Raw genomic sequence first — 12,223 nt, 5'->3', positions numbered from 1 at the left:
GATGGCGATGGGGCGTGATAGCGAGGTCCAGTCCGATTTGATCGTGACGTGGGCGGAGATACCGCGTTCACCGGGGCATGTTTTCTACGACAAGCTCCAGAAGCTGCTGGCCGAGGCGGGCTTCGATGGCTTTGTCGAGAAGACGTGCAAGCCCTATTATGCGCCGCGGATGGGAGCCCCGTCGCTGCCGCCGGGCCGCTATTTCCGCATGCTGCTGATCGGCTATTTCGAGGGCATCGACAGCGAACGCGGGATTGTCTGGCGCTGTTCGGATTCGCTGTCGCTGCGGGAGTTCCTGCGACTGTCGAGCCGCGACAAGGTCCCTGATCATAGCTGGTTGTCGAAGACGCGGAGCCGCCTGCCGCACGAGGTACATGACCAGATCTTCGGCTGGGTACTGGCCCTCGTCGCCGGGCACGATCTGGTGAAAGGCGAGCGGATCGGCGTCGATGGCTCGACCATGGAGGCGAACGCCGCGCTGCGTACCATCGTGCGGCGTGACAATGGCGAGACCTACCGCGAGATGCTGGTGCGCATGGCGCAAGAGAGCGGCATCGACACGCCGACGATCGACGACCTTGTCCGGCTCGATCGCAAACGCAAGGGCAAGAAGCTGTCGAATGCGGACTGGGCGAGCAAGACCGATCCCGACGCGAAGGTCGCGCGGATGAAGAACGGCTCGACGCGTCTGGCCTACAAGCCCGAACACGCGGTCGATCTCGACACGGGTGTTATCGTGGCAGCGCCGATCCACCCGGCCGACAAGGGCGACACGACAACGCTCGACGCCACGCTGGAGACGGCAGCACGCAACCTCGCCGACATTGGCCTGGCGCCGACGTCCGGGGATCCCTGCGATCTTGTGACCGATAAAGGCTATCATTCGCGCGAGCTCCTCAAGGGTCTCGACGGCGACATCTGGAAGACGCGCATCGCCGAGCCGGCACCGCCGAATGGATATCTGCGCTGGCACGGCGACGAGGCTGCCCAGAAGGCCGTCTACGCCAATCGGTCTCGCCTGAAATCCGCCGTCGGACGCAAGGCGATGCGCAAGCGTGGTGAGATGGTCGAGCGTAGCTTTGCCCACGTCCTGGATCGCGGCGGCATGCGCCGCGCGTGGCTGCGCGGGCGCGAGAATGTTCACAAGCGTTATTTGATCCACGTCGCCGGGTTCAATCTTGGCATTCTCATGCGCGCCCTGTTCGGTTGCGGCACTCCGAGGGGCGCCAGGGGCGCATCCAAGGCATTCTTGTTCGTAGTTCAGACCGATGTTGCGCTCGTCATCGCCCTCGTCGCCGAGTTCGACGGAGAAAGGGCCATGCTCCTCATCGTTTTTACCCCTGAAGGCGCTGACAGACCCGGCTGAAAACCGACTTCGTCACCGCGCTGCTAGGTGATGCCTATTGATGCGACTGCGGCGCGGATGCTCCTGATCTCCGGCCGTAAGCGGCCGCGAACGCCTCAACTGCTGAGTCGACCAAGTAGTTGATTTCGCCGCTATCCGGGGCCTCGCGGACACAGAGCAGAAACTCGAGCCAGATATCCGCCTGGCAAAGGCGAACGAACTGAGACGCTGCGAGTGAGACATCTGGAATCGCGAAGTGACCTTGCTCGACGCAACGATGCAGGAAAGCTGTGAGCTTATCGTGTGCGGCCTTCGGGCCGCCATCGTAGAATAGCTTTCCAATCTTCGGGAACCGGCTTGCCTCTGCGATGACTAGGCGCAGGATCGCCGAGACGGTCGGATGAGTGGTCAGCTTCAAATATCTGACACCTAGCTCGCGTAGAGCCGCGGCCGGATTTTCGGTATGTTCTGGCAGCTCAAAGACGAGGTTCGCCCGCGCCTCGATTTCCGAGTGCATGAACTCGTCGAACATCTGCTCCTTGCTATCGAAGTAGGTGTAGAGCGTGCCTTTCGAGCCGGCCCCTGCTTTCGCGATATCGCCCATCGATGTACCAGCGAAACCGTTCTCGAGAAACAATCTTCCCGCGACATTGAGAATGTGCGTGCGTTTATCGCTGGATTGCTGGCTCGCCATCGTCATTCCTGCGTTTTCTCTGCCCGACATAGCTCCGCTCCAAGCCACTGGCTCTGGGATTCGTGTCATACCGAACGGTTCGGTTGACAGCGTAGTGGGTTCCATAGCGGAACACTCGGTCAATATGAAGCGAGCGGCGGGATGCACATTTCGTTTCGTGCCAGCTTGCCGTGCTGGCGGGCGCACGTCGAAATTTCCCGCGCGACGGGGGCGCGCGCGAGATTGAGCTTATCGGTTTCCAGGTTTATTGGACTGGCTATGCCGAAGCGTGGGTTGACGCCTTCATGTGGTGATCGCGTGCTGGATGCAGCAATTGATCAGTTCGGACGGCACGGGATTTGCGGTGCTAGTACGCGAGCGATCGCGGCGGCTGCCGGAACTGCGATGTCGTCGATTACCTATCACTATGGCGGAAAGGAAGGCATCTACCTCGCTGCGGCCTATCACATTGCAGAGCGCTGTGAGCGTGTGCTTGCTCCAACCCTAGAGAGGGCAAGCCTGGACGGCGAACTGGACGGAGAGGCAGCTATCGAGAAGATCGATGAACTCGTCGTCGATCTCCTTCATCTGATGCTGGATGACCAAAGTGCGCCGTGGGCGAGATTCATTTTGCGCGAACAACTGGAGCCGACGGATGCGTTCGATATTCTCTACTCCGCCGTATTGGAGCGTGTGGGCGACCGGCTGATTGACGTAATGGCGCAGCTCGGCCGGGGGCTATGGAGCAGCACCGAAATTCGCCTAAAGGCCTTTACAATCCTCAGCCAGGTGCGGATGTTCCGTACGGCACCTGAGATGCTGCAGCGTATGACCGGCCTCGATCCGACGAAGTCGGAGAATGCGGACGCTATCGAACAATTTGTGCGCCGGATTTGTAGAGCAACCCTGCTGGCTTAAATCGCTATACGAGCCCGCTTCCATTCTTCCATTTAACCGGCCGTCGATTGCGCCGCCTTCGCCGGGAGAGCGGTCATGCTCGAGATAGATCGCGCCTTCAGAATGGTTCTGAGGTCGTCCGCGCGCTGATGGATGCGTTGGATTAGGTGTGCGCCTCTTCATGAGTTTGGTCACGCTCGATCTTGTTCCGACCTGCATGACATTGCACCTCGCTCTCTGCCGTCCGTGTCACGACTTGTCGCGCGATCATCGCGCGCGCCGCGGACGAATCTCTTTACAGTCGTGCGCGCCCTCAGATCGAGTTCAGCAGGCGTCGGAATCCGGCCGATCTGAAGGACAGCTTGCAAATGGACGTCTCCACGGAGCATCGCGAGGAACCGCCGGGCGCCGGCTTCGCAGTCGACGAGATCAATGTGGCCGTCGCAGACGGCCCTGTCCAAAATCCTGGATACGACAGCGATTGCGCGTTTGGGGCCGTGTTCCGCGTAGACTCGTGTAGCGGCGGGATAACGCTCCGCCTCAAGGATGGCAGTGTAGCAGACCTCGATAAGCGAGGGAGTCATCATCGCCTCGAGCAGGTTGCGCCCGATGATCGTCAGAAGCTCCTCTAAAGGAAGCGATAGCTGATCCGCGCTCACGGCGAGCGCGTCGGCGGAATGCTGGCTGATGACTCTCGTGAATTGCTCGACGAGGAGATCTTCGACATTCTCGCGACGGGTTGACGTCTCTCTAAGCAGGCGGCGGAAGAGCCCGTGGGGTGTCCAGGTCCAGCTCCGGCGGCCGAGGACGAATGCAGTGAGAACGGCGCAATTCGACCAGCCGCGGAGTTGGCTGGCGTGTCCGGGCACCGCTTCACGAACCCTGAGAATGTCGCCGGTGCCGCCCCAGCGCAGGAACTTGACGGCGTCTGCGGGCGGCAGAATTGTCACCATCATGCGCGTCCACCACGGCTCAACGAGGAGCCAGCTTCCGGTGCTTGTTGGTCGCATTGCATAGACGTGCTTGTGTTTGCTGAGCACGAAGCGGTGCCACCACTGCGACTGAAGCCCGGGAACGAAGCAGACGATCCAGTCTACGGGCGGAACGGTAACGAGGGAGCCGTTCTCGTCGATGCTGTTGGCAAGGTCGCGGGGGACGCCTGGTACCGCCTTCTGATGGAGGGTAGGATGGTCCCGGCGCCGAAATCGGGCGGCTCGTACCTGCGCGGTTTCGTCGCTTGGGATCACGGCGCCCGCCTCCGCTTGCAGCCGTCTAGAATGAGGTCCACGCTCGCTGCGACCGCTCCGGAACCGTCGCATGCAGAGGCGGCGGCGGGATTCAGCACAAGCGCCTCATAAAGCGGCTCTCTGAGCATGCCGAGCAATTGCTCGGCGGCCAGACCGGCCTGCGGAACGTTGAGGACGCCTGCTCTATGCGCCTTGGCGAAGAACTGGCAGAGTTCGAAAGCGACTGAGGACGGACCGGCCTCGTAGACGCGCTTTCTCAGGTCGGGGCTGTGCGCCCCTTCAGCGACCATCAAGCGCACGAGAGCGATGATGGATGTGGAATATTCTTTCCATGCCAAAATGCCAAAGTTCGTCAGGACACGACGCGCAAATTCCACGTCGATGATCTGCCCGCAGTTGACGAGAGGATCGGAGAGCAAGGCTGCCTTGCGCTCCGCGATCGTGACGAGGAGATCGTCGATGCTACCGAAGGCCGAGAGGATTTCCTGCTTGGAATACCCTCCACGTTTGAGGACGGGGTCGATGCCGTTGAGCGTCTCGCTCGAGTCGTCGAGCTTCGCGCTGAGCGTATGCAGCATGTCATCCTGCTGTCCGCTTCCGCCTGGGGAGTCCTCGGTCCTTTCGCCGTTCATGCCATGCTCCTTCCGGTATAGAGAGGGGCGCGCCGCCGACAGTCTTGAGAAGATGCCGTGTCGCCTTGTGGCGCGCGGCGTGACGTGCCGCGCTATCTCGCCGATCTGGGCGGCTTCAAATCCTGCTCGTCTGATCAGGTCATATTCATCAGCATCATCGGGTGTTCGCAGGTGCCTTAGGACGACGAAGCGACGAAGAGCCTCAAGACGCGGATCCGCCAGACGATTGGCTTGTCGGGTCCCAAAGAGGATTCGAAGACACCTGCGCAGCCTGGATTCGTCCAATATGCTTGCCAAGTTGTCGGTCAGGGCGAGCTTTAAGACTGTCCATTCGAGTGATGACAGCTCGCTGGACCTTACAGACGTCTCTTCCCGTTCGACTTCCTCTTCATCGCCTGCTGCGAAACTCTCAGAGGAATTGCGTGCGGCGATCTCATTGTCGTTCGCGACCGGACTGCGACACCAAAGGTAGCAACGCCGATGGCGGTCGGAGGCCGAGTCGGATGGAGCACCGACATGATCGCCCGGCGGCTGTTCCGAGTCCGCAGCCATTGCTCACCGTCCTTTGGGCCGGCCGGCGCGATCAATGCCATAGATGCCGTGCAGGAAGATCCCGACGGCGGATGTCACCGCTGCTTCGGCCTCTGCCGGCGACGGCGGAGGCCGCAGACCGAGCACCACGCGCAGGTGGAGATTGTCACGGAACATGCCGACGAAATGGTCCGCCGCTGCGTGACAATCATCGAGATCGATTTCGCCGCGATCCCTTGCCTCTGCCAAGACTTCCGCAAGGCGGTCTGAAGCTCGGCCAGGTCCCTTGTCGAAGAAATCCTTGGCGAGTTCAGGGAAGCGCAACGCCTCAGGCATGATCGAGCGATAGACCCCGATCAGGCCCGGTGACATGTAGATTTCAAGCAAACGCCGGCCGAATTCGAGCAGAACCTCGTTCAGGCTGCGGCCCTCGAATCCGCCGACGGACAGCGCAGAAAGCGCGGTGTCGGCGCTTTCAGAAACGAGCGCAGTAAAGAGGCCCTCTTTGTTCCCGAACTCATTGTAGATGTTGCGCTTTGAGCCCCCGATGCGCTCGATGATCGCGTCGATGCTCGTCGCCGCATAGCCCTGCTCAAAGAAGACCTGCGCGGCTGCTTCGAGGATGGCGGTTCGCCGGCTATCCTGGGACGGGCGCTTCGCGCGGCTATCGGCAACCATTGGCAACTCCGTTCGCTTTTCCCTCTTGACTGGTAATGTACGTTACCTTACCAGTCAAGCCGGTAACGAGCATTACCGGCGGTGGACGATGCGGCGAATAGCGATTCTTGTGCTTGTGGGTGGGTTAGGCGGATGCGCGACTGTCCCGGACTTGGGACCTCGGCCTGATCCAGCCCAGCCCGGCGCCTTTGCAGCGACGCGCTCACTTGCCGGTACGTCCCAGGCCTGGCCCCAGGACGATTGGTGGCGGACGTTTGGAGACACGCAGCTTGATACACTGGTGGGGGAGGCCTTGCAGGGTTCACCCACAGTCGCGCAAGCAGCCGCACGCATCCGGATAGCTGTTTCTCAAGCAGATCTTGCGCGAGCCGCGCTCTTGCCAAGCGTCGGCGCCACCGCGACCGCGCGCGACTCTCGTCTCACGCAAAGTATCGGACTCCCTACTGATGGCGATTGGCACTGGCTGCTAGCGGGCCTGGTGAACATGAGTTGGGAGCTTGATCTTTGGGGAAAGAACAGTTCGGCATTACGCGCAGCCGTGTCGGCGAGAACGGCGGCCGAGGCGGATGAGGCGGCGGCGCGATTGGCCCTAGCTTCAGCGGTGTCCACGGCTTACGTTGACTTTGCTCAACTGCTGGTCCGTCGCGACGTCGCCGCAGATGCGGTCCGAATACGTCGTGAGACACGGGACTTAGTCGTGCGGCGGTTCGATGCTGGTCTCGAGCCGCGCACATCTGTGGAGCAGGCCGAAGGCGGTGTCGATGCTGCTGAAGCTCAGCTCGCGGCGATCAACGAGGCGATCGGACTCGGCCGAAACGCCCTTGCGGCCTTGGTTGGCGCAGGACCGGATCGCGGACTGGCGATTGAGCCGCCGTCGCTGACGACGCGGCGTCCCGACGCTCTACCCGCGAACATTCCTATCGAACTTGTCGGCCGGAATCCCGAGGTCGTATCTGCAAGGTGGCGTGTTGAGGCTGCGGCTGAGCGAATCGGTGTAGCACGCGCGGGTTTCTATCCGAACGTCAACATCAGCGGCTTGATAGGCCTTGCGTCGTTCGGACTCGACAATTTGTTCAGGTCCGAATCGGTGATCGGTTCGGTCGGGCCGGCGATCAGCCTGCCTATCTTTGACGGTGGCCGGTTGAGCGCACGATATCGCGGCGCTCGCGGTGAGTACGATACTGCCGTCGCCACCTATAACGAGACGCTTCTTCAAGCCTTGCATCATGCGGCTGACGCCGCGACGTCCCTGCGCGCGCTGCGCGAACGAGTGGATCGGACCAACGCCTCCGTCGCGCGTCAGGAGGCGGCGTATCGCCTCGCGAAAATGCGCTACGAGGGCGGGCTGTCCGACTACCAGAGAGTGCTCATCAGCGAGGACGCTCTTCTGAGTGCTCGTGAGCAAGCGGCCGCCCTGCGTCTACGGGGCTTCATCCTCGACATTGCCTTGGCGAAAGCCCTGGGCGGCGGCTTCAGAGCGGCTGTTCCAGCCCGTGACACCAATTCATGACTGGGAAAAGCCGATGACGGACGTCACCCTCGATCAAGATCACAATACTCCCGAAAACCCCCCATCGCCCAAGAGCCAGAAGCGAAAGCGGCTTTTCCTCTTTTTCGGAGGGGGCCTCGTTCTTATCGCCCTATCTTGGTGGATCTGGGCGACCTTCATCGCGGGTGACACCGAGTCGACGGAGAACGCCTACACGAATGTCGAGGTGGCGCAGGTCACGCCTCTCGTCGGCGGCCCGGTCAAGCGGGTGCTGGTCGTCAACACGCAAGCTGTTCGCGCTGGCGACGTCTTGGCTGAACTGGATGATACGGATTTGCGCCTTGCCGTCGCACAAGCTGAGGCAGCCTTAGGGCGGGCGCGTCGGCAGGTCCGGCAGGTCCAGGAGACCGACGCCAATCTGGCTGGGCAGGTAGCCGTGCGAGCTGCCGACGAAGCGACTGCACGCGCCGATTTGGTTCGCGCACAGGCCGATCTCGACAAGGCCCAGCTTGACGAACGCCGGCGGCGCCGGCTCGCGGGCCCTGGCGCGATTTCGCAGCAGGAATTGAGCGATGCACAGACTGCGGTCCGGGTCGCGCAGGCGGCCGTGGAGCAAGCAAGGGCGCGCATTGCAGCCGCGGAAGCGGCCCGGAATGCGGCCTCTGGCGCTCGTCGCGCCAATCAGGTCCTATTTGAGGACACGACCGTCGAGACAAATCCGGAGGTCCTTGCGGCTACGGCGCGGCTTGACCAGGCGCGTGTCGACCTCTCGCGAGCGGTGATCCGGGCGCCCGTCGATGGGGTAGTGGATCAGCGCCATGTCGCGGTCGGGCAACGCGTCCAGCCGGGCGTGCCGATCATGGTCGTTGTTCCCGTGCAGAACATGTACGTGGATGCCAACTTTAAGGAGGGGCAACTCAGTCAGGTTCGACCGGGACTCCCCGTGACGCTGACGTCGGACCTCTACGGCTCGGATGTTGTGTATCACGGTCGCGTGGAAGGGTTCGCGGGTGGCTCGGGGTCGGCTTTCGCGGCGATCCCGGCACAGAATGCGACCGGCAACTGGATCAAGGTTGTACAGCGGCTCCCCGTCCGCATTCGGCTCGACCCGAGAGAGTTGCAGGAACACCCGCTGCGCGTGGGGCTCTCCATGCACGCGACGATCGACTTGTCGGGGGCGCATTGAGATGTCCGCGAAGGGTGGAGAGCACGAAGGGAGCGGTTATCCGCCGTTGACGGGCGCAAAGCTCGTCATGGCGGCGGCCGCTTTGTCCTTCGGCAACTTCATGGTCGTGCTCGACACGACGATCGCCAATGTCGCGATGCCGACGATTTCGGGCGACCTGGGCGTTTCGACGACCGAAGGGACGTGGATCATTACGGCCTATGCGGTCGCCGAGGCCATCACGGTTCCGATCACGGGCTGGCTCTCGCGCAGGTTCGGAGAAGTGCGGCTGTTCACGGCCTGCGTCGTAGCCTTCGTGATCTGCTCGATCCTGTGCGGGCTGTCGGGTTCGCTGGGCTTCCTCGTGCTGTTCCGCATCCTCCAGGGCTTCGCGGGCGGTCCGATTATCCCGCTTTCCTCCACGCTACTGATTTCTATATTTCCCAAGGACAAGGCCAACATAGCTTTGGCGATCTGGGGCATGACGACGGTGGTTGCGCCCATCTTCGGCCCGATCCTCGGCGGCTATATCTCCGACAATTATCATTGGGGTTGGATCTTTTATATCAACATCTTCTTCGGGATCGCTGTCGGCAGTGTTGCCTGGTGGCTCATGCACAATCGGGAGACGGCCATCACGCGCAGCCGGATTGACATTGTCGGCCTTCTCCTCCTCGTCGTGTTCGTCAGCGCCTTCCAGACAATGATCGACAAGGGGCGCGAACTGGACTGGTTCTCGTCTTCGTTCATCGTCTGGATGGCGATCGTTGCTGGCATCGCGCTCGGCGCGCTGATCCTGTGGGAGCTGACCGACGATGACCCGGTGATCGATCTATCGGTTTTCCGAAACCGCACCTGGCTCGTTTCGACCCTTTCGCTGGGACTAATGTTCGGGCTGTTCTTCGGAAATATCGTGCTGACCCCACTTTGGCTCCAACAGATGATGGGCTACACCGCGACATGGGCGGGCTTTGCCACCGCTCCGATGGGAATTCTGGCCGTTTTGACCGCGCCTATTGTCGGTCGGTTGATGTCGAAGATCGACCCGCGCCTGATCGTCACCTACGGCATGGTGGTTCTGGCCATCTCCTTCTTCATGCGCGCTCATCTGAACGCGCAGGCCGATTTCATGTCGGTCGCAATTCCCATGTTCGTGCTCGGCGCCGGCGTCCCGGCTTGCCTTGTCACGCTCACGTCGCTTGGGGTGTCGGAACTTCCACCCGAAAAGATTGCGAACGGATCTGGGTTGCAGAACTTCATTCGCATCATGGCGATGGCCGTCGGCGCGTCGTTGACCTCGACTTATTGGGAGAATGCGACGAAAGGAAACCGCGCCGAGCTGGTTGCGATCATCGACCCCTCGACGGCTCCCGCGGCTCTGCCTGGGTTGCAGTCCGGTTCAGGGCTCGCCGCCTTCTCGAGAATGGTCGATATGCAGGCTGTGATGCTCGCCACCAACGACTTCTATGCGATGGCGACGATCCTGATCCTGGTCTTCGCTGCCGTGGTCTGGCTCGCGAAGCGGCCCAAAGGACCGCTGAAGCAGGTGAGCCACTGAGGCGGTCTCGTGTCGCGCATCATCGCTGGAGACAGACGGGCCGGCTCGGACCGGCCTGCGGATCGGGCAAGTGCCATCGGACGAGTGTAATGGTGCGCCAAGGAAGTTCGCCGAGGTCTGGAAGGGTCAATCGGCGTCACGACAAGCGCGGAGAGCGCCGCTCGGCGATTGTGGCGATCGCACAGCAGGCGTTCAGCGAGCAGGGATTTGGCGGCACGTCAATGTCGGCCATCGCCGCGCGGATGGGTGGGTCTAAGGCTACGCTCTGGGCCTATTTCCCCTCGAAGAAGGACTTGTTCGCGGCAGCGCTCACCGCTTGGATCGAAGAGAGCACGCCGGTTCGCAGGCCAGACTGGTCGGGTGATCCGAGAAGCGTACTAATCTGCTATTGCGCCGAGTTCATGCGGGCGATGCTTTCGCCAACGGCGGCTACGCTGTTTCGTCTCATGGCGGCCGAAGGTCGGCGCTTTCCGGAGCTTGGCCGCGAGTTCTACAAGTGCGTCCCGCGCCGCCAGCACAGCGTGCTGGCCGGTCTCCTTGAGGACGAAATCCGCGCAGGCCGGCTTCGCGCGTCGGATAGCCTGCGAGCGGCGGAGCAGCTTCACAGCTTATGTATATGCGGCTTGGTCATGCGGCACATGTGTAGCTGGCAGCCAGGCGCCTCTGAAGTTGAGATTGAGAGAGAAGTGGTCGATGCAGTCGACCTGTTCCTCAACGGCTATGGCGTTCGGCCGAAACGAGGCGATCCGCAGAAAGACCATTGAAAGGAGAAGGCCGCGACTGATGTCCTCTCCGGCGTCCGGCCGATAAACAAACTTAAGGAGGGGAAATGCCGGACCTGTCGCTCGACCTTCGGAATCTGCGATATGCGATCGCAGCCGCGCAGCACCGAAGCTTCAGGCGTGCCGCAGCCGCTCTGAATATCTCGCAATCAACGCTGACGCGGCGGGTTCAGCTCTTGGAGCATCGCATCGGCTTTCGCATTTTCGATCGAAGTCCGAGCGGGGTTCAGCTCACCAATGCTGGACAGCTCTTCCTTGAAGAGGCGTCCACGGGCATGCATCAACTCGGTCAAGCCATCCTGCTCGCTGCTTCCGTTCACAAAGGGGAACGGGGCGAGTTGCAGGTGGGAGTGGTCGTCCCTTTGGCGGCAGGCCGCCTTCACCTCGCGCTCAAGGAATTTCACCGGCGTTACCCGCGTATCCGTGTCTGCCTCCACGAAGGATCTTCGGAGCAGGATCTCGCCCGCGTGATGACCGGCGAGCTCGACATCTCATTCCTAGCCGGAACGCCGAAAACGAGTGGGCAAGATGTGCAGTTGCTCTGGACAGAGAGCATCTATGTCGCACTGCCCTCGAGCCATAGGTTGGCGAAGCGCGAGGAGCTGCACTGGCGGGATATTCGCGACGAAGTTTTTGTCGTCACTCAACGTGGCGCCGGCCCGGAGATCCGCAACTATCTGGTCCGGAAGCTTTCAATGCCTGGCTTCAGCCCAAAGATCGATGTTCACGATGTGAGCAGGCAAAGCCTCCTTAGCGTCGTCGCAATGGGATACGGGATCACGCTCACGAGCGGTTCCATCGTGGACGGCATGGCGGAGGGTGTCGCGTTCCGCCCTATCGGCGGCGATCCCGAGCAGCTTCGATATTCCGCAGTCTGGTCGCCGTCCAACTCCAATCCCGCTCTGGGTTGCATGCTGCGGCTCATCAGGGATGTGGCGGCCGGGCGGCGCGGCTTGAATGGCGCCGTGAGGGCCTAGCGCTCGCGATCAGCCTCCAAGGGATTGCGCATCTTGTTCTTGCGGGCTCGGGCAAATCCCCTATCGGTCTGTATGAAGCGCTGCACCATCGCGACAATCAGCCTGCTCGGCTCCGTCGCTGGCACGCCCTCCTGTTGCGCGAGGATCTCGCTATATTCCTGGAGGTCGCGGAACAGCGCTCCAGGCAGTTCAAGGGAGACCTTGACCGGCTTGTCTTCAGTGATCGCTCCGAGTTTCAGCTTGGCCACG

General features: G+C 61.6%; 12 protein-coding genes. 7 read left to right on the top strand and 5 right to left on the bottom strand.

Annotation, left to right across the window (positions count from 1 at the left end; translation table 11 throughout):
- Position 1 precedes the first annotated feature (1 nt).
- Positions 2–1,366: a transposase gene (locus Sj15T_RS16110; RefSeq protein ID WP_013039168.1), complete on the top strand. Its 1,365-nt coding sequence runs from the start codon at positions 2–4 to the stop codon at positions 1,364–1,366.
- A gap of 34 nt (positions 1,367–1,400) precedes the next feature.
- On the opposite strand, the gene Sj15T_RS16105 is transcribed toward Sj15T_RS16110, so the two are convergent.
- A complete protein-coding gene (locus tag Sj15T_RS16105) occupies positions 1,401–2,069 on the bottom strand; it encodes a TetR/AcrR family transcriptional regulator C-terminal domain-containing protein (protein ID WP_193746229.1) in 669 nt (222 codons plus the stop codon).
- Between the two features lie 111 nt (positions 2,070–2,180).
- Between Sj15T_RS16105 and Sj15T_RS16100 the strand changes: the two genes are divergently transcribed.
- Positions 2,181–2,936 carry a CerR family C-terminal domain-containing protein gene (locus Sj15T_RS16100; protein ID WP_148225640.1) on the top strand — a complete coding sequence of 252 codons (756 nt, stop codon included), beginning with the start codon at positions 2,181–2,183 and terminating at the stop codon, positions 2,934–2,936.
- 170 nt (positions 2,937–3,106) lie between these two features.
- On the opposite strand, the gene Sj15T_RS16095 is transcribed toward Sj15T_RS16100, so the two are convergent.
- Genes Sj15T_RS16095 through Sj15T_RS16085 form a run of 3 tightly spaced genes read right to left on the bottom strand, consistent with a single transcriptional unit; the run spans position 3,107 to position 6,003 of the window.
- Positions 3,107–4,162, bottom strand: coding sequence for a TetR/AcrR family transcriptional regulator C-terminal domain-containing protein (locus Sj15T_RS16095; protein WP_013041697.1), 1,056 nt, complete (start codon positions 4,160–4,162; stop codon positions 3,107–3,109).
- On the bottom strand, positions 4,159–5,346 hold the full coding sequence (locus tag Sj15T_RS16090) for a TetR/AcrR family transcriptional regulator C-terminal domain-containing protein (RefSeq protein ID WP_148225641.1): 1,188 nt from the start codon (positions 5,344–5,346) through the stop codon (positions 4,159–4,161). Before Sj15T_RS16090 ends, Sj15T_RS16095 begins: the two co-directional genes overlap by 4 nt.
- A 3-nt stretch (positions 5,347–5,349) precedes the next feature.
- Positions 5,350–6,003: a TetR/AcrR family transcriptional regulator gene (locus tag Sj15T_RS16085; RefSeq protein ID WP_013041699.1), complete on the bottom strand. Its 654-nt coding sequence runs from the start codon at positions 6,001–6,003 to the stop codon at positions 5,350–5,352.
- Between Sj15T_RS16085 and Sj15T_RS16080 the strand changes: the two genes are divergently transcribed.
- The 5 genes from Sj15T_RS16080 to Sj15T_RS16060 all read left to right on the top strand — a co-directional run bounded on the left by Sj15T_RS16080 (position 5,948) and on the right by Sj15T_RS16060 (position 11,974).
- Complete coding sequence (locus Sj15T_RS16080) at positions 5,948–7,513, top strand: efflux transporter outer membrane subunit (protein ID WP_148225642.1); 1,566 nt, start codon at positions 5,948–5,950, stop codon at positions 7,511–7,513. The genes Sj15T_RS16085 and Sj15T_RS16080 overlap by 56 nt on opposite strands.
- 13 nt (positions 7,514–7,526) lie before the next feature.
- Positions 7,527–8,678, top strand: a complete 1,152-nt coding sequence (locus Sj15T_RS16075) for an HlyD family efflux transporter periplasmic adaptor subunit (protein ID WP_013041701.1) — start codon at positions 7,527–7,529, stop codon at positions 8,676–8,678.
- A 1-nt stretch (position 8,679) separates the two neighbouring features.
- A complete protein-coding gene (locus Sj15T_RS16070) occupies positions 8,680–10,215 on the top strand; it encodes a DHA2 family efflux MFS transporter permease subunit (protein WP_013041702.1) in 1,536 nt (511 codons plus the stop codon).
- Positions 10,216–10,385: 170 nt separating this feature from the next.
- Positions 10,386–10,979, top strand: coding sequence for a TetR/AcrR family transcriptional regulator (locus tag Sj15T_RS16065; protein WP_238559301.1), 594 nt, complete (start codon positions 10,386–10,388; stop codon positions 10,977–10,979).
- Positions 10,980–11,044: 65 nt separating this feature from the next.
- Positions 11,045–11,974, top strand: a complete 930-nt coding sequence (locus Sj15T_RS16060) for a LysR family transcriptional regulator (protein ID WP_013041704.1) — start codon at positions 11,045–11,047, stop codon at positions 11,972–11,974.
- Here the strand turns inward: Sj15T_RS16060 and Sj15T_RS16055 are convergent.
- Positions 11,971–12,222 (bottom strand): DUF2274 domain-containing protein, encoded by a 252-nt coding sequence (locus Sj15T_RS16055; protein ID WP_013041705.1) that lies wholly within the window; start codon positions 12,220–12,222, stop codon positions 11,971–11,973. The two genes, Sj15T_RS16060 and Sj15T_RS16055, sit on opposite strands and share 4 nt — an antisense overlap.
- Position 12,223 lies beyond the last annotated feature (1 nt).

The organism is Sphingobium sp. TA15 (assembly GCF_037101235.1).
GTDB lineage: Bacteria > Pseudomonadota > Alphaproteobacteria > Sphingomonadales > Sphingomonadaceae > Sphingobium > Sphingobium indicum.
This window is presented reverse-complemented; position numbering and strand designations above follow the sequence as displayed.

Coding starts and splice junctions, on each gene's coding strand:
- Sj15T_RS16110 (WP_013039168.1), top strand. CDS start 2: ATGGCGATGGGGCGTGATAGCGAGGTCCAGTCCGATTTGATCGTGACG.
- Sj15T_RS16105 (WP_193746229.1), bottom strand. CDS start 2,069: ATGTCGGGCAGAGAAAACGCAGGAATGACGATGGCGAGCCAGCAATCC.
- Sj15T_RS16100 (WP_148225640.1), top strand. CDS start 2,181: ATGCACATTTCGTTTCGTGCCAGCTTGCCGTGCTGGCGGGCGCACGTC.
- Sj15T_RS16090 (WP_148225641.1), bottom strand. CDS start 5,346: ATGGCTGCGGACTCGGAACAGCCGCCGGGCGATCATGTCGGTGCTCCA.
- Sj15T_RS16080 (WP_148225642.1), top strand. CDS start 5,948: ATGGCGGTTCGCCGGCTATCCTGGGACGGGCGCTTCGCGCGGCTATCG.
- Sj15T_RS16085 (WP_013041699.1), bottom strand. CDS start 6,003: ATGGTTGCCGATAGCCGCGCGAAGCGCCCGTCCCAGGATAGCCGGCGA.
- Sj15T_RS16075 (WP_013041701.1), top strand. CDS start 7,527: ATGACGGACGTCACCCTCGATCAAGATCACAATACTCCCGAAAACCCC.
- Sj15T_RS16070 (WP_013041702.1), top strand. CDS start 8,680: ATGTCCGCGAAGGGTGGAGAGCACGAAGGGAGCGGTTATCCGCCGTTG.
- Sj15T_RS16060 (WP_013041704.1), top strand. CDS start 11,045: ATGCCGGACCTGTCGCTCGACCTTCGGAATCTGCGATATGCGATCGCA.